This is a genomic window from Bradyrhizobium sp. Ce-3 (assembly GCF_022835695.1).
Classification (GTDB): domain Bacteria; phylum Pseudomonadota; class Alphaproteobacteria; order Rhizobiales; family Xanthobacteraceae; genus Bradyrhizobium.
This window is the reverse complement of the sequence record NZ_BQUV01000006.1, coordinates 450,001-465,441: the sequence shown is the minus strand read 5'-3', so window position 1 is coordinate 465,441 and position 15,441 is coordinate 450,001. Positions and strand designations below refer to the sequence as shown.

Sequence of the window (15,441 nt, the reverse complement as noted above, 5' to 3'; positions counted from 1 at the left end):
TGTTCCATGAAGCATGTCGAGGTATACCAGTAACAATCCTCAGGACATCGTAGGGAGTGATCAACATGAAGCTTGTTCGTTATGGCGAAAAGGGTGCGGAAAAGCCCGGCCTGATCGATAAATCCGGCCAGCTCCGCGACCTGTCGGCTCATCTGAAGGACCTGACCGGCGACGCCTACTCGCCTGATACGCTGAAGAAGCTTGCCGCCCTCGATCCCGCCTCCCTCCCCGCCGTCTCCGGCAAGCCGCGCTTCGGCGCCCCGGTCACCGGCATCTCCAAGTTCGTCGCGATCGGCCTCAACTATTCCGACCACGCCAAGGAAACCGGCAACCCGATCCCCTCGGAGCCGATCTTCTTCCTCAAGGCCAACACCGCGCTGTCGGGCCCGAACGACGCGGTCGAGAAGCCGCGCGGCTCGACCAAGCTCGACTGGGAAGTCGAGATCGCCGCCATCATCGGCACCCGCGCCAAATATGTCTCGGAAGCCGACGCGCTGAATCACGTTGCCGGCTACTGCATCTGCAACGACGTCTCCGAGCGCAACTTCCAGATCGAGCGCCTCGGTCAGTGGACCAAGGGCAAGTCGCACGACACCTTCGGCCCGGTCGGCCCGTGGCTCGCCACCAAGGACGAGATCGCGGATGTGCAGAAGCTGTCGATGTGGCTCGACGTCAACGGCCAGCGCCGCCAGACCGGCTCGACCTCGACCATGATCTTCACCATGGCGAAGTGCATCTCCTACGTCTCGCAGTTCATGACGCTGCTGCCCGGCGACATCGTCACCACCGGCACCCCGCCCGGCGTCGGCACCGGCATGAAGCCGCCGCAATATCTCAATGTCGGCGACGTCGTGACGCTCGGCATCGAGGGCCTCGGCGAGCAGCGCCAGGAAATCGTTGGGGCGTAGTTTGCCGCGCTGAACACTGGCGCCAAGCGCGTCATTGCGAGCGAAGCGAAGCAATCCATCTCTCCACACATGCGGATGAATGGATTGCTTCGTCGCTTCGCTCCTCGCAATGACGATCCAATTCGACAGCAGAAGGGCTTCTCCATGAAACTCACCTTCTCTCCCGCCTCCCCGTTCGCCCGCAAGGTGCGCATCGCGGCGATCGAGCTCGGCCTGATCGACAAGATCGAGTTCGTTCCGGCCACCGTCGCGCCCGGCACGGCCAATGACGAATATTCCAGGATCTCGCCGCTGAAGAAGCTGCCGGTGCTGATCCTCGACCATGGCGACGTGATTCTGGATTCCTACGTCATCGTCGAATATCTCAACGAGCTCGGCGGCGGCCGGCTGATCCCGGGCTACGGCCCGCGGCGCTGGCAGCTGAAGACCGACCATTCGCTGCTCAACGGCATGCTCGATTCCATGCTGCTGTGCCGCTACGAGAAGATGGTGCGGCCGCAGGGCTCGCTGTGGCAGGCCTGGTATGACGATCACTGGAACCGGGCCTGGGCCGGCATGGCGCGGTTCGAGAGCCGTCCGGACGTGCTCGACGGCACGTCGTTCGACATCGCGCAGATCGGCCTCGTCTGCGTGCTCGGCTACGCCGATTTCCGCTTCGCCGATTGCGGTTGGCGCAAGGCCTATCCGAAGCTCGACGCGTTCTACCAGAAAATGCTCGAGCGGCCGTCGGTGAAGATCTCGGCGCCGCCGGCAGCGTAGCGGAAGAAGCCGGGGAGATGACGATTCGCGATCGCTTTTCCCGCCTCTCACGTCTCGGCGCGAGCCTCGCGCTCGCGTTGACGGCCTCGATCACCAATCTGAGGGCCGACGATATGACAGCCGAACAGAAACAGCCTTGCGGATCACCGGCCGCGCTCGACGACGGCTGGTCGATTGCCTCGCCTGACAGCGTCGGCATGGATGGCGAGCGACTGTGCGGCATCGCCGCGCGACTCAACCTGCGCAGCACCGAGGTGCATTCGGTTGTCGTGGCACGTCATGGCAAACTGGTGTTCGAACAATATTTCACCGGCCTCGACCAGCCGTGGGGACAACCAGAGGGCCGCACCGAATTCACGGCGACGACCAAGCACGACATGCGATCGGCAACCAAGAGCGTGACGGCGCTTTTGGTCGGCATCGCCATCGACCGCAAGCTGATCGCCAGCGCCGTTGAGCCGGTGGTGAAATTCTTCCCCGAGCACCAATCGGTGAAATCAGCCGGCTGGGACGCGATCACGCTGCACCATTTGCTGACGATGTCGTCGGGCATCCAATGGGACGAGACGCTGTCCTGGAACGATCCGAACAACGACGAACCGCATCTCGCCTTCGATGCCGATCCGATCGGCTATGTGCTGAGCAAACCGATCATAGCACCGCCGGACACGCTGTGGACCTACAATGGCGGCGGCACCGATCTGCTCGGCAACATCATCGAGCAGGTCTCCGGCAAATCGCTCGAGTCGTTCGCACGCGAGACGTTGTTCGAGCCGCTCGGCATCACCGATTTCGAATGGAAGACGTACAAGAACGGCAAGATCGCCGCCGCGTCCGGCCTCAGGCTGCGGCCGCGCGACGCCGCGAAGATCGGCCAGCTCGTGCTCGATCACGGGCGATGGCGGGAGCAACAGGTCGTCCCCGCCCTGTGGATGGATCAGTCGATCATGCCGCACTTCCAGGCGGTCGGCTATTTCGGCGGCACACTGTTCTATGGCCACCAATGGTGGATCGGACGATCCCTGGTCGCGGGAAAGGAAGTGAAGTGGGTCGGCGCGTTCGGCTGGGGCGGCCAACGCATCATCATCGTTCCCGATCTCGATGTTGTGATGATGACGACGGCAGCCCAGTACGGCCAGCCCAAGGAAGGCCTTGCGGCGATGGATATCCTCGCCAACATCATCATTCCTGCCGTACGCGACGCGCGCTAAAGCCTTCTCACGCACTGCTTCACGCGGACCGCATTCCACTTCGCTCGAAAGCGCCAACGCCAAGGAATCATCATGAGCCTGAAATTTGCCGCCGGCGATCTCACCATTCACCGCGTCATCGAGGAGGAAGCGAAATTCCTGCCCGCGCACGACATGTTTCCCACCTTGACGCCGGAGCTGCTGGCCGAGAACCGCGCCTGGATGAAGGCGGCCGGCGCGCTTGACGACAGCGACACGCTGATCCTGGCGTTCCAGTCCTACATCGTGAAGACGCCGCACCACACCATCCTGATCGACAGCTGCATCGGCAACCACAAGCCGCGCCCGACGCGGCCGACCTGGAACATGAAGACCGACGACAGCTATCTGCGCGGCCTCGCCTCGGCGGGCTTTGCGGTCGATGACATCGACTATGTGATGTGCACGCACCTGCATGTCGATCATGTCGGCTGGAATACGCGGCTGGAGAACGGCCGCTGGGTGCCGACCTTCCCGAAGGCGCGCTACGTGTTCGACAAGACCGAGTTCGACTATTGGACCGAGACCAACGCCAAAGCCGAGGTGCCGCCGTTCGTCGACAGCGTGCTGCCGGTGGTGGAAGCCAAGCGGGCCGAGCTGGTCGGCAATGATTTTACGATCGGCGATCACATGCGCGTGCTGCCGACGCCCGGCCACACGCCGGGCCATCTCGCCTTCACCTTCGGCCGCGGCAAGGACGAGGCGGTGTTCGCCGGCGATCTGATGCACTCGCCGATCCAGACGCTTTATCCGGAGATCTCGCCGAAGTTCGACGTCGACCCGGCGCTGGCCGCGAAAACGCGGCGCAGCTTCCTGGAGCGCTATTGCGACACCGACACGCTGTGCTGCCCCGCGCATTTCCCCTCGCCGTCGGTCGGCAAGGTCAGGCGGAAGGGCAACGGGTTCGTCTGCGAGGCGGCGTGACATAAGCCGAACTCGCGACAGCCGCTCGCTGCCACCCTCCCCTGGAGGGGGAGGGTCGACTCACAGCGAGCGAAGCGAGATGTGAGCCGGGGTGGGGTGATCTCTCCACACGGGCAGCGCCCGATACGAGAGACCTTCACCCCACCTCGGTTCGCATTTCATGCGAACCGATCCTCCCCCTCCAGGGGAGGATAAGAGGGAGGATAAGAGGGAGGATAAGAGCGCCCCCGATCAATCGAACAAACTCGGCGTGTGGTTGACCACCGCGCCTTCGATCTGCAGCATCTTCAGCTTGGTCACCACGCCGCCATTGGCCGAGAAGCCGCCGGGCTTGTTGCCGGCCGCCAGCACCCGGTGGCAGGGCACCACGATCGGGCACGGGTTGCGGCCCAATGCCTGGCCGACGTCGCGCGACAGCTCGACGCCGCCGAGCTGCTTGGCGATGTCGCCATAGGTCACGGTCTTGCCGGGCGGGATCCTGCGCGCGATGTCGTAGACGCCGCGGTTGAACTCCGGCACGCCGTCGAGATCGAGCACGATGTCGGCAAGGTCGTTCGGCTTGCCGGCAAGCAGCTCGATCATGCCGTCGATCGCGTGCTGCACCTCGGCCGGCGGCGCCGCCTCGGTGACGTCGCCGTTGCGCTGGGCAATCCGCTTGCGGGTCTTCTCCTCGGTGCCCATCGGCAGCTGCACGCCGGTGACGCCGTGCTCACCCCAGACGACGCCGCAGGCGCCGATCATGGTCTCGAAGATTGCAAAATGCTGGCCGGTCATGGCTCGCTCCAGATGTTCCTTCAGCTCATCAATTTGAGCCTGCTGTTGATCTGAAATCTAGGCTTGGAGAATGTTGCTATCCACCCGAATTCCGTGGGAACCTGGGCCAAATCAACAACATCTCCCGCCCGCCGCGAGCCCCCGAATGCACAGCCTCCACGTCAACGGTTTCGACATGCCCTATCTCGATATCGGCAAAGATACCGGCAAGGGCCCGCCGCTGGTCTGCGTCCATGGCTCGCTGTGCGATTTCCGGATCTGGTCGGCGGTGCTCGGCCCGCTGACGCGGGCGCACCGCGTGATCGCAGTGAGCCTGCGGCATTTCTTTCCGGCGCATTGGGACGGCGTCGGCGACACCTATTCGATCGCGCAGCATGTCGACGACGTCATCGCCTTCATCGAGGCGTTCGACACCAGGCCGGTCGACCTGATGGGGCATTCCCGCGGCGGCCATATCTGCTTCCGCGTCGCGCAGCTCCGGCCGGACCTGCTGCGCAGACTGATCCTGGCCGAGCCCGGCGGCGAGCTCGATGCGAGCCTCGACCCGGATTACAAGCCGGGCCCTTCGCCGCTGGCCGCGCGCTTTGCGGCCTGTGCCGCGGAGATCGCCAAGGGCGACATCGACGGCGGCTTGCAGATCTTCATGGACGCGCTCGAAGGCCCCGGCGCCTGGAAGCGGATTCCGGCGACCTCCAAGCAGCTGCTGCGCGACAACGCCACCACCCTGCTCGGCCAGACCCGCGACCAGCGTCCGCCGTTCTCCAAGGCCGACGCGGAGGCGATCAAGACGCCGACGCTGTTCATCGGCGGCGCCAACACCAAGGGCGTGCTGCCGAAGGTGCTGCACGCGCTCGCCGCCAATGTGCAGGGTTCGCGCACCGAGATGATCCCGGGCACCACGCACCCGATGTTCGAGCAGGCCCCGCAGCGCTACTGCGAGCTCGTGCTGGAGTTCTTAGCGGCATAGGCAGTGCAGCACACTCTTCACCTCTCCCCGTAAGAACGGGGAGAGGGAGAAGAGGAGCTCACACCTTCCACGCACCGACCGGCTGGCGCACGGCGACGTTGAGCCGGTTCCAGACGTTGATCGCGGCGATGCCGAGCACCAGGGACGCCAGCTGCTGCTCGTTGAAATGCTTTGCCGCGTCGTCCCACACCGCATCCGTCACCGGATCCTCGCGGTCGCTGAGCCGGGTCACCGCCTCGGTCAGCGCCAGCGCGGCGCGTTCGGCCTCGGTGAAATACGGCGCGTCGCGCCAGGCGCCGACCGCGAACAGCCGCTCGTCGGTCTCGCCGGCACGCCGGGCGAGTTTTGGATGCATGTCGACGCAGACGCTGCAGCCATTGATCTGGCTGGCGCGCAGATGCACCAGTTCCAGCAGCTTTTCCGGCAAAGCCGGTTTGGTGCTCTCGCTGAGCGCCTGCAGCGCCTTCATGGCCTCGGGAACAACCATCACCGGGTGGTTCATGCGGGCTTTCATCATGTCACTCTCCTGATTTGCCTTTTGACGCCGCGGTGCCGATCTGTTGTCACATCGGCCCGGTTTCGTTCGTCAACGCCATGACGGAGCGGACAAAGGGAATGTGACCGATGGACGAGAAAAAGCTTCTCACCGAGCAGTTCGAGGCCAACCGGCCGCGGTTGCGGGCGGTGGCCTATCGCATGCTGGGCTCGACCGCCGAGGTCGACGACGCCGTGCAGGAAACCTGGCTGCGGCTCGGCCGCACCGACAGTGCTGCGGTCGACAATCTCGGGGGATGGCTGACCACGGTGATCGCGCGGATCTGCCTCGACATGCTGCGCGCGCGCAAATCGCGCCGCGAGGAGCCGATGGATGCGCATGTACCGGAGCCGATCGCGGACAATCCGTCCGAGCGCGAGACCGAGATGGCGGATTCCGTCGGCGCTGCGCTGCTCGTGGTGCTGGAAACGCTGGCGCCGGCCGAGCGGCTGGCGTTCGTGCTGCACGACATGTTCGCGGTGCCGTTCGAGGAGATCGCGCCGATCGTCGGGCGCACGCCGGCCGCCGCGCGGCAGCTCGCCAGCCGTGCGCGGCGCCGCGTGCAGGGCGCGCCGCCGGCGCCGGATGCCGATCTCAGCCGGCAGCGCGGCATCGTCGATGCCTTCCTCGCCGCGTCCCGCAACGGCGATTTCGAGGAGCTGCTCGCGGTGCTGGCGCCCGACGTCGTGGTGCGCGCCGATCAGGCCGCGCAGCGGCTCGGCTCGCTGCCGGTGATCCGCGGCGCCACTGCGGTCGCCGAAAGCTTCAAGGGACGCGCGCAAGCGGCGAAAGCGGCGCTGGTCGACGGCGAGATCGGCGTTGCCGTCATCTTCGGTGGCAAGCTGCGTGTCGTGCTGCGGGTCACGATCTCGGGCGACAGGATCGCAGCGATCGATGCGACCGCCGAGCCCGGAGCGATCGAAGCACTCGACGTCGAGGTGCTCGATCGCGCCTGACACGGCTGGAGGCAGACAAGTCGCGATGCTAGTCTCCTCCCCGCGCTCATGCCGGGAGGAAAATCATGAAACGATCCATCAAATTGCTCGCGTCGGCCGGCCTGATCGCCCTCGCCTCGTCCTCGGCCTTTGCCGCCGCCGACGACAAGCTGCGCGCGGCCGCCGAGCAGGCGCAGCCGGCGGTGATCGAGAGCCTGCACGACATGGTGCTGATCGAGTCGGGCTCCAGCGATGTCGAAGGCCTGAAGAAGATGGCTGACTACACCGAGGCGCGGCTGAAGGCGCTCGGCGCCAAGACCGAGCGGCGCAAGACCGCCAAGGGCGCCGGCGCCGATATGGTGATCGGCGCCTTCGAGGGCACCGGCAGCAAGAAGCTGATGCTGATCGCGCATATGGATACGGTCTACGAGCACGGCATCCTCGACACCCAGCCCTACAAGGTCGACGGCAACAGGATCTACGGGCCCGGCATCGCCGACGACAAGGGCGGCATCGCCGTCATCCTGCACTCGCTCAAGATCCTGAACGATGTGGGCTGGCGCGACTACGCAAAACTCACCGTGTCGTTCAATCCGGATGAGGAGGTCGGCTCGATCGGCTCAGGCGAGATCATCTCCGAGCTTGCCGACCAGCACGACGTGGTGCTGTCCTGCGAGCCGACAGTGGCGCCGCCGGTCGCCAAGAACGAGAGCCTGCTGCTCGGCGCCAGCGGCACCGCCACCGGCACGATCGATGTGAAGGGCAAGGCCTCGCATGCCGGCGCCGCGCCGCAGCTCGGCCGCAACGCGCTGCTCGAGCTCGCGCATCAATTGCTGCAGACCCAGGACGTCGCGAAATCGATCCCGGGCACGCAGCTGAACTGGACCACCGCGAAAGCCGGCACGGTGCGCAACCAGATCCCCGATCACGCCTCCGCCGGCGCCGACATCCGCCTCACCATTCCCGACGGCTTGCAGAAGCTGCAGGCCGCGCTCGACGAGAAGGTCAAAAACAGACTGATCCCCGATACCGAGGTGAGTGTGACGGTCACAGCCGGCCGCCCGCCCTTCGTCGCCGACGATCGCGGCCGCGCGCTCGCGAGGCAGGGACAGGCGATCTATGCCGAGCTCGATCGCAAGCTCGATATCGCCGAAATGACCGGCGGCGCGACCGACGCCGGCTACGCCGCGCGCAGCGGCAAGGCGGTCGTGGTCGAAAGCTTCGGCCTCGCCGGCTGGGGCTATCACGCCCGCGACGAATACATCGACACCAACTCGATCGTGCCGCGGCTCTATCTAATGACGCGGCTGCTGATGGAGCTGGGCAACGCGAAGTAGCAAAGAGCGAGAGTGCACAACGGCATCCGTTGAGACAGCAGCGCCAATTTTTAGCGGCGGCGCCCGCGGCCACCCCTCTCCCCAACCCTCCCCGCAAGGGGCGGAGCTCGACCCATGTGCTCACCTCACATTGTGTCGGTGCATTGTGCGGAAGAATGGCGCGAAAAGGATGTGAGGGGCGCACCGGCGGATGGGTTCCCTCCCCCCGTGCGGGGGAGGGTCAGGGAGAGGGGTGCCGCTTGCTCCGCTCACCGATGAGGACCGGCTGGTCACTGCGGCCTTTCATAATCGCCTGAGTCCGGCCTTGATGAAAATATCGACATTTTCAGCCGCTTAGCGCCACCGCAAATTGGAGTCTTGACCACTCCCACAACCCGCAGTAGCTTCCATTCCGAACACGGAATTCCGTATTCCAATTTTGGACCCGTCGGCATGATCCCGTTGGACCCGCTTCCGAACCTCATCGACCAGGTCTATGGGCGGTTGCTCGAGGCGATCATCGACCGCACGCTGCTGCCCGGTCAGCGCATCACCCAGAACGAACTTGCCGACAAGCTCGGCGTCTCGCGCCAGCCGATCTCGCACGCGCTGCACCTGTTGCATCGCCAGGGCCTCGTCGCCGAGAGCGGCAAGCGCGGCTTCGAGGTGACGCAGCTCGATCCGCAGCGCATCCGCGAGCTCTATGAAGTCCGCGGCGCCATCGATGCGCTGGCGGCGCGGCTTGCCGCGATGCGTGTGAAATCGGATGCCGCGGCGCGCGGGCAGCTCGAAGCCGCGCTCGAAGCCGGACGCGCGATCGACGCCAACGCGCCGCTGGCGCGCCTGATCGCGCTCGACGTCGACTTCCACAGCGCGATCTACCGGCTCGCCGGCAATGCCGCGATCGAGGAAATGATCGCGCCGCAATGGCCGCATATGCGCCGCTCGATGGCCACCGTGCTCGCCGAGCTCGATTACCGCGACAGCGCCTGGACCGAGCACGAGGCCATCGCCGCGCATATTTTCTCCGGCAATGCCGACGCCGCGGAGGCCGCCGCGCTGGCGCATTCGCAGACGGCGGGACGGATGACCGAAGAGAAGCTGAGGGCAATCGACGTGGCGGCGTGAGCAGGTCGTTGCCGCGCCAAGAATGATGACCAACGAAGATCAATAATCAACGGAGGAAAGCACCATGAAACTGAGCCAAGAGCAGGTCGAATTCTTTCACCGCGAAGGCTGGCTGTTCCTGCCCGAGCTGTTCAACCAGGAAGAGGTCGACTTCCTCGCCCGCGAGGCGGTCGCGATCTATGACGCCAACCGCCCCGAGGTTTGGCGCGAGAAGAGCGGCGCGCCGCGCACGGCCTTCGCCGCGCATCTCTACAACGAGGCGTTCGGCACCCTCGGCGCGCATCCGCGCATGATCGACCCGATCGAACAGCTGTTCGACGAGAAGGTCTACATGCATCAGTTCAAGATCAACGCCAAGGCGGCCTTCACCGGCGACGTCTGGCAGTGGCATCAGGATTACGGCACCTGGAAGCGCGACGACGGCATGCCGGAGCCGCGCGCGATGAACATCGCGATCTTCCTCGACGAGGTGATGCCGATCAACGGCCCGTTGATGCTGGTGCCGCAGAGCCAGACCGCCGGCGACCTCAAGGCCTCGCACGACCTCGAAACCACGTCCTACCCGCTGTGGACGCTGGACGAAGAGACGGTGACCCGCCTCGTCAAGCAGGGCGGCATCGTCGCCCCGACCGGCAAGCCCGGCGGCATGCTGATGTTCCACGGCAATCTGGTGCACGGATCGAGCGGCAACATCACGCCCTACCCGCGCAAGATCGTCTATCTGACGCTGAACGCGGTCTCGAACTACATCCGCACCCCGACGCGGCCCGACTACATCGCGCACCGCGACTTCACGCCGATCCAGACCGTTGCCGACGACGCGCTGCTCCGGCTCGCCCGCGCGCCGCGGCAGGCGGCGGAGTAACAAACCGTCATTCCGGGGCTCGCGAAGCGAGAGCCCGGAATCCATTTGGCCGCTCATTCGCAGTACGATGGATTCCGGGCTCGCCGCTTACGCGTCGCCCTCAGGTGCGCAATTGCGCACCGGGGAATGACGAATTCTGAATTAGTCACGCCCCTACGTGGCCGCACCACTGGTAACCATCACATGAACCTGCATCACCTCCTCAAAACCCGCGCCGCCGCCGGCAAGCCGGTTCGCGTCGTCCTGATCGGCGCCGGCAAATTCGGCTCGATGTTCCTGTCGCAGGTGCCGCACACGCCGGGGCTCGAGGTGCCGGTGATCGTCGACCTCGATCGCGACCGCGCCCGCGCGGCGTGCCGCACGGTCGGCTGGGACGACGCGCGGATCAATGCAACCACCTTCACCGATGACGGCGCCCGGGCGATCGCCGGCGGCGCGTTCGATGTCGTGGTGGAAGCGACCGGCAATCCCGCGGTCGGCATCCGCCATGCCCGCGCGGCGATCGCAGCCGGCAAGCATGTCGTGATGGTCAATGTCGAGGCCGATGTGCTGGCGGGGCCGCTGCTCGCCGAGGAGGCACGCAAGGCCGGCGTGGTCTATTCGCTCGCCTATGGCGACCAGCCGGCGCTGACGGCCGAGATGGTCGATTGGGCCCGCGCCACGGGCTTTCGCGTCGTCGCCGCCGGCAAGGGCACCAAGTACCTGCCAGCCTATCACGACGTGACGCCGGAAGGCGTGTGGCAGCACTACGGGCTCACCGCGGGCGAAGCGCAATCCGCCGGGATGAATCCGCAGATGTTCAACTCGTTCCTCGACGGCACCAAGTCGGCGATCGAGATGGCGGCGATCGCCAATGCCTGCACGCTCGACGTGCCGTCGGAGGGCTTGCTGTTTCCGCCCTGCGGCGTCGACGATCTGCCGCATGTGATGCGGCCGCGCGACAAAGGCGGCGTGCTGGAGAAATCCGGCATCGTCGAAGTGGTGTCGTCGCTGGAGCGCGACGGGCGTCCGGTGTTCCGCGATCTGCGCTGGGGCGTCTATGTGGTGCTGGAGGCGCCGAACGATTATGCCGCCGATTGCTTCAAGCAATACGGCCTCAAGACCGACTCATCCGGCCGCTATGCGGCAATGTACAAGCCGTATCATCTGATCGGGCTGGAGCTGAATATTTCCGTCCTCTCGGCGGCGCTGCGCAACGAGCCGACCGGGCAGCCGCGCGGCTTCCGCGGCGACGTCGCAGCGGTCGCGAAGTGCAATCTGCGCGCCGGCGAGATGCTCGACGGCGAAGGCGGCTACACCGTGTGGGGCAAACTGATGCCGGCCTCCGCCAGCCTCGCCGCCGGCGCATTGCCGATCGGGCTCGCCCATCGCGTCAAGCTGAAGAGCGACGTCGCCCATGGCGCGGTGGTGCGCTGGAGCGATGTCGAAGTCGACGAGCGCAACGACACGATCAAGACGCGCAAAGCGATGGAGCAGGCGTTTTCGCGGTAGCTGCTCTACTGTTAATTCAACGGAGCGACGTTTTTCACCTCTCCCCGCTCTTTGCGGGGAGAGGTCGGATCGCATCGAAGATGCGATCCGGGTGAGGGGCGAGGCACATTGCTCAACAAGCAAGAAGGTGCTCACCGGATGGATGCCCCTCACCCCGACCCTCTCCCCGTAAGAACGGGGAGAGGGAGCAGAGAGAGCGCGGGCCGAACGACTACGGCAGCAGCCGGCTCGCCTTTGCCAGCTTGAACCACTTCCGGAACATCGCCTCGGTATCCATCATCTCGGTGAAGCCGGCCTGGTTGATCTTCACCGTCGAGACGATCGAGGGCGGACCGGATTCAACCTGTCCATGGCGCATGCTGTAATCCGCATATTGGAACGACAGGCCGACGAACTCTTCCAGGCCGGGCGCGATCAGATCGTGCTTCCTGCGCAACTCGTCCCACAGCGCAATCCACTTCGGATACTCCTGCGCCAGCGACAGCGGCGCGTGCCGACCCGGCGCCATCTCGAGCGCATCGGCGACGGCGGGCCAGATATTCTCCCAGGTGAAGACGTCGCCATTGGTGACGTTAAACGCCTCATTGCGCGCGGCCTGCGCGTCACCGGACCAGGCGATCGCCCGCGCCAGGAGATCGACATCGACCGCCTGCGCGACGCGCGGCGCGCCGCCGGGATAATCCAGCGGCCTGCCCTGTTCGCGCAGCACCGCCGCATAGACGCCGAGCGGCGGGATCAGATCCATCGCACCGCCCATGGCTTCGCCGATGATCAACACCGGACGCAGGATGCTCCAGTGCCAGCGCTTGCCGCGCTGCAGCTCACGCAGGAAATTCTCCTGCGCCCAGTAGAAGTTCGGCTGCTCGTACATTTCCGAGCGGCCCTCGCGCGCCGGCACCGTGAGCGGACGGACATGCACGCCATAGGCCTTGGTGCCCTGCAGCAGCGCGACATGCGCGAGATCAGGCGCGACGGGTTCGAGCACGCCCATCAAATTGCGCAGCATCCGGTCGTTGGTTGCGATCTGCCCGGCATCGCGCCAGCCGTCGACCAGGCTCGGCGCTTCATAGAGAGCGGCATAAATCAGATGCGTCGCGCCGCCGAGCTCGGCCGCGGCGCGGCGGCAATCCTCGGCATTGGTCAGATCGATCGGCACGTGCCGTGCGCCATGGAGATCGCGCGGCTGGCGGCGCGACAGCGCAATGCGTTCACAATCGTCGGATGCGCCGAAGTGTCGCAAGGCGGCGCTGCCCACGAGGCCGGTCGCGCCGGCGACCACGACTTTCTTGTTGGCCATATCCTTGAACTCCCTTACGCGTCCTGCGTAGCAGATCGCGACGATGCCGGCACCGTCGCGGCAGGTATCAGGTAAGACCAATAGCGTAGCCTTCCTTCGCACCTGCAACGAAGCCAGGCGCTTGATTTCCTCCGGCAAACGATCATCCTCACGCTGGAACCGGAATCTCGGATTTCCATACAAGAGCCCGTCGAGGGCCAGCGGACACATTCATCACAGCAACGTCGATCGATCGGCGAAGAAAGACGGCATCAAGATCGTTCCCCTTGTCGAGGCGTCGGCACACAGGAGGGAATTGCATGAAGCGTCGTGATTTCTTGAAGGCAGGCGGCGTTGGGCTGGCTGCCACGGCGGTGGCTGCGCCCGCGGTCGCGCAATCGATGCCCGAGGTCAGGTGGCGGCTCGCGGCGAGCTGGCCGAAGGCACTCGATACGCTCTATGGCGGGTGTGAATTCTTCTGCAAGCGCGTCGCCGAGATTACCGACAACCGGTTCCAGATCCAGTCGTTCGCCGCGGGCGAGATCGTGCCCGGCCTGCAAGTGCTCGACGCCGTCTCCAACGGCACGGTCGAGATGGGCAATACCGCGCTGTATTACTACTGGGGCAAGAATCCCGCCTTCACCTTCGGCACGTCGTTGCCATTCGGCCTCAACACGCGCCAGCATATTTCCTGGCTGCAATGGGGCGGCGGCAGCGAGCTGCTCAACAATTTGCTTGCGGAATACAACTGCGTCGGCATTCCGACCGGCTCGACCGGCGCCCAGATGGGCGGCTGGTTCCGGAAGGAGATCAAGTCGATGGCGGATCTCCAGGGATTGAAATTCCGGGTCGGCGGCTTCGCCGGCACCATCATCGCCAAGGTCGGCGGCGTGCCGCAACAGATCGCCGGCGGCGACATCTATCCGGCGCTGGAGAAGGGCACCATCGACGCCGCCGAATGGGTCGGGCCGTATGACGACGAGAAGCTCGGCTTCGTCAAGGTCGCGAAGTTCTACTACTACCCCGGCTGGTGGGAGGGCACCGGCCAAGGCCACAATGTGATGAACAGGGACAAGTGGAACGCGCTGCCGAAGCATTATCAGGCCGCGATCCAGGCGGCGTCGGAGGACACCTTCACCTGGGTGACCGGGAAGTATGATGCGGTGAATCCGCCGGCGCTGAAACGCCTGATCGTGGCCGGTGCGCAGCTGCGGCCGTTCCCGCAGGAGGTGCTGGAGGCCTGCTATGGCGCAGCCAACGAGATCTACGCCGATCTCGCCAAGAGCAACCCGCATTTCGGCAAGATGTATGCGAGCCTGTCCGCTTATCGCAACGAATCGCTGGCCTGGATGCAGGTCGCCGAGCTCTCGTTCGACAGCTTCATGATGCGGATGCGCACGCGCACCTGAGTCGAGCCCGCCCGAGACAACAAAAAAGCCCCGGAGAATTTCTCCGGGGCTGATTTTTTGATTCGGCTCTGATTCGGATCGCGCTCAGTTGTCGTCGCTGCCGCCGAACTCTTCCATCAGCTTGTCGTAGCTCTTGGTCACGAGATCGATATTGCCCTTGTTCTCGACCGCGGGCGGCGGCGACTTCAGGGCGTCGTTGAGATCGGCAAGCGCGTCCTTCTTGTCCTTGGCCGACATCTTCTTGTCGGCCTGGACCTGGGCGATCTGCGCCTTCAGCACCGCCTCGGGACCGACATACTTCTTGGTCTGCGGATCGAAGCCGCCGAGCACCAGCGAGATGTTGTCGACGACGCTGTTGTACTCGTCATAGCTGGCAAAGCCGTTCTTCTTGGCGATGCCCTCGAGCTGGGCAATGATTTTCGGATCGGGCTTGGCGTCCTGCGAAAGCTTTGCGGTGATCGGGTCCATTTCCTTGGCCGCAGCGAGCGCGCCGTCGACCTGCTTGTCGGTCAGCGCGATCTGCTTGATCGGCGGGGCCTGGTCCTGTGCCGGAGCAGCGGCCTGCGCGGCGGGCGCGGGCTGCTTGGCCGCCGGCGCCATCTGCTGCTGCTTGGCCTGCGCGAATGCGCCGCTGTTCGATGCCACGGTCATGGCGATCGCAAGACATGCGACGCTCAGCGCAGCAGTTGCGGGACGGACGATCTCACGCATGGAAGTCTCCTTGTTGGGGCAGGTTTGTTGCCGAGCTTCTTGAGTGGAACTGGTACGGAAATCGAAATGAACGGCCCATGAACTTTCGTCGTAGACGATGACGGGCAATCGTGGCCGAATGATCACAAACTGTTCAAGGTGTGTTGATCGCGGCACTCGCGCCTCGGAAACGATCGATCGAGAACCGGGCGCGGAGGCCGTGTCCGAGCCGGAT

Annotated in this window: 15 protein-coding genes; 11 read left to right on the top strand and 4 right to left on the bottom strand. The window is 64.9% G+C overall.

The features are described 5' to 3' along the window. The first annotated feature begins 65 nt into the window (after positions 1-65). The 4 genes from BRSPCE3_RS22955 to BRSPCE3_RS22940 all read left to right on the top strand — a co-directional run bounded on the left by BRSPCE3_RS22955 (position 66) and on the right by BRSPCE3_RS22940 (position 3,820). A complete protein-coding gene (locus BRSPCE3_RS22955; protein WP_244068498.1) occupies positions 66-908 on the top strand; it encodes a fumarylacetoacetate hydrolase family protein in 843 nt (280 codons plus the stop codon). Between the two features lie 144 nt (positions 909-1,052). Beyond that, positions 1,053-1,667 carry a glutathione S-transferase family protein gene (locus BRSPCE3_RS22950; RefSeq protein WP_244068496.1) on the top strand — a complete coding sequence of 205 codons (615 nt, stop codon included), beginning with the start codon at positions 1,053-1,055 and terminating at the stop codon, positions 1,665-1,667. A 17-nt stretch (positions 1,668-1,684) separates the two neighbouring features. Further along, a complete protein-coding gene (locus tag BRSPCE3_RS22945) occupies positions 1,685-2,878 on the top strand; it encodes a serine hydrolase (RefSeq protein ID WP_244068494.1) in 1,194 nt (397 codons plus the stop codon). A gap of 72 nt (positions 2,879-2,950) precedes the next feature. Next, entirely contained in the window at positions 2,951-3,820 is an 870-nt protein-coding gene (locus BRSPCE3_RS22940) for an MBL fold metallo-hydrolase (protein WP_244068492.1), read from the top strand. A gap of 231 nt (positions 3,821-4,051) precedes the next feature. On the opposite strand, the gene BRSPCE3_RS22935 is transcribed toward BRSPCE3_RS22940, so the two are convergent. Further along, positions 4,052-4,594, bottom strand: coding sequence for a methylated-DNA--[protein]-cysteine S-methyltransferase (locus BRSPCE3_RS22935; protein ID WP_244068490.1), 543 nt, complete (start codon positions 4,592-4,594; stop codon positions 4,052-4,054). Between the two features lie 145 nt (positions 4,595-4,739). On the opposite strand from BRSPCE3_RS22935, the gene BRSPCE3_RS22930 reads away from it, so the two are divergent. After that, positions 4,740-5,561, top strand: a complete 822-nt coding sequence (locus BRSPCE3_RS22930; protein WP_244068488.1) for an alpha/beta fold hydrolase — start codon at positions 4,740-4,742, stop codon at positions 5,559-5,561. Between the two features lie 58 nt (positions 5,562-5,619). Here the strand turns inward: BRSPCE3_RS22930 and BRSPCE3_RS22925 are convergent, their stop codons facing one another. Continuing rightward, positions 5,620-6,075 carry a carboxymuconolactone decarboxylase family protein gene (locus BRSPCE3_RS22925; RefSeq protein ID WP_244068660.1) on the bottom strand — a complete coding sequence of 152 codons (456 nt, stop codon included), beginning with the start codon at positions 6,073-6,075 and terminating at the stop codon, positions 5,620-5,622. Positions 6,076-6,185: 110 nt separating this feature from the next. Between BRSPCE3_RS22925 and BRSPCE3_RS22920 the strand changes: the two genes are divergently transcribed. The 5 genes from BRSPCE3_RS22920 to BRSPCE3_RS22900 all read left to right on the top strand — a co-directional run bounded on the left by BRSPCE3_RS22920 (position 6,186) and on the right by BRSPCE3_RS22900 (position 11,831). After that, a complete protein-coding gene (locus BRSPCE3_RS22920) occupies positions 6,186-7,052 on the top strand; it encodes a sigma-70 family RNA polymerase sigma factor (RefSeq protein ID WP_244068486.1) in 867 nt (288 codons plus the stop codon). A gap of 65 nt (positions 7,053-7,117) precedes the next feature. Then, positions 7,118-8,368 (top strand): M20/M25/M40 family metallo-hydrolase, encoded by a 1,251-nt coding sequence (locus BRSPCE3_RS22915; RefSeq protein WP_244068484.1) that lies wholly within the window; start codon positions 7,118-7,120, stop codon positions 8,366-8,368. Positions 8,369-8,800: 432 nt separating this feature from the next. Then, complete coding sequence (locus BRSPCE3_RS22910; RefSeq protein ID WP_244068482.1) at positions 8,801-9,475, top strand: GntR family transcriptional regulator; 675 nt, start codon at positions 8,801-8,803, stop codon at positions 9,473-9,475. A gap of 64 nt (positions 9,476-9,539) precedes the next feature. Next, positions 9,540-10,340, top strand: a complete 801-nt coding sequence (locus BRSPCE3_RS22905) for a phytanoyl-CoA dioxygenase family protein (protein WP_244068480.1) — start codon at positions 9,540-9,542, stop codon at positions 10,338-10,340. 183 nt (positions 10,341-10,523) lie between these two features. Beyond that, positions 10,524-11,831, top strand: coding sequence for an NAD(P)H-dependent oxidoreductase (locus BRSPCE3_RS22900; RefSeq protein WP_244068478.1), 1,308 nt, complete (start codon positions 10,524-10,526; stop codon positions 11,829-11,831). Positions 11,832-12,042: 211 nt separating this feature from the next. Here the strand turns inward: BRSPCE3_RS22900 and BRSPCE3_RS22895 are convergent, their stop codons facing one another. Beyond that, entirely contained in the window at positions 12,043-13,128 is a 1,086-nt protein-coding gene (locus BRSPCE3_RS22895) for an NAD-dependent epimerase/dehydratase family protein (protein ID WP_244068476.1), read from the bottom strand. A gap of 299 nt (positions 13,129-13,427) precedes the next feature. On the opposite strand from BRSPCE3_RS22895, the gene BRSPCE3_RS22890 reads away from it, so the two are divergent. Next, positions 13,428-14,516 carry a TRAP transporter substrate-binding protein gene (locus BRSPCE3_RS22890; RefSeq protein ID WP_244068474.1) on the top strand — a complete coding sequence of 363 codons (1,089 nt, stop codon included), beginning with the start codon at positions 13,428-13,430 and terminating at the stop codon, positions 14,514-14,516. A gap of 84 nt (positions 14,517-14,600) precedes the next feature. Here the strand turns inward: BRSPCE3_RS22890 and BRSPCE3_RS22885 are convergent, their stop codons facing one another. Continuing rightward, complete coding sequence (locus BRSPCE3_RS22885; protein WP_244068472.1) at positions 14,601-15,227, bottom strand: hypothetical protein; 627 nt, start codon at positions 15,225-15,227, stop codon at positions 14,601-14,603. Positions 15,228-15,441: the final 214 nt, after the last annotated feature.

Bases quoted from the DNA above. Each gene is read 5' to 3' on its own strand.
- BRSPCE3_RS22955 (WP_244068498.1), top strand. From the start codon at position 66: ATGAAGCTTGTTCGTTATGGCGAAAAGGGTGCGGAAAAGCCCGGCCTG.
- BRSPCE3_RS22950 (WP_244068496.1), top strand. From the start codon at position 1,053: ATGAAACTCACCTTCTCTCCCGCCTCCCCGTTCGCCCGCAAGGTGCGC.
- BRSPCE3_RS22945 (WP_244068494.1), top strand. From the start codon at position 1,685: ATGACGATTCGCGATCGCTTTTCCCGCCTCTCACGTCTCGGCGCGAGC.
- BRSPCE3_RS22940 (WP_244068492.1), top strand. From the start codon at position 2,951: ATGAGCCTGAAATTTGCCGCCGGCGATCTCACCATTCACCGCGTCATC.
- BRSPCE3_RS22935 (WP_244068490.1), bottom strand. From the start codon at position 4,594: ATGACCGGCCAGCATTTTGCAATCTTCGAGACCATGATCGGCGCCTGC.
- BRSPCE3_RS22930 (WP_244068488.1), top strand. From the start codon at position 4,740: ATGCACAGCCTCCACGTCAACGGTTTCGACATGCCCTATCTCGATATC.
- BRSPCE3_RS22925 (WP_244068660.1), bottom strand. From the start codon at position 6,075: ATGAAAGCCCGCATGAACCACCCGGTGATGGTTGTTCCCGAGGCCATG.
- BRSPCE3_RS22920 (WP_244068486.1), top strand. From the start codon at position 6,186: ATGGACGAGAAAAAGCTTCTCACCGAGCAGTTCGAGGCCAACCGGCCG.
- BRSPCE3_RS22915 (WP_244068484.1), top strand. From the start codon at position 7,118: ATGAAACGATCCATCAAATTGCTCGCGTCGGCCGGCCTGATCGCCCTC.
- BRSPCE3_RS22910 (WP_244068482.1), top strand. From the start codon at position 8,801: ATGATCCCGTTGGACCCGCTTCCGAACCTCATCGACCAGGTCTATGGG.
- BRSPCE3_RS22905 (WP_244068480.1), top strand. From the start codon at position 9,540: ATGAAACTGAGCCAAGAGCAGGTCGAATTCTTTCACCGCGAAGGCTGG.
- BRSPCE3_RS22900 (WP_244068478.1), top strand. From the start codon at position 10,524: ATGAACCTGCATCACCTCCTCAAAACCCGCGCCGCCGCCGGCAAGCCG.
- BRSPCE3_RS22895 (WP_244068476.1), bottom strand. From the start codon at position 13,128: ATGGCCAACAAGAAAGTCGTGGTCGCCGGCGCGACCGGCCTCGTGGGC.
- BRSPCE3_RS22890 (WP_244068474.1), top strand. From the start codon at position 13,428: ATGAAGCGTCGTGATTTCTTGAAGGCAGGCGGCGTTGGGCTGGCTGCC.
- BRSPCE3_RS22885 (WP_244068472.1), bottom strand. From the start codon at position 15,227: ATGCGTGAGATCGTCCGTCCCGCAACTGCTGCGCTGAGCGTCGCATGT.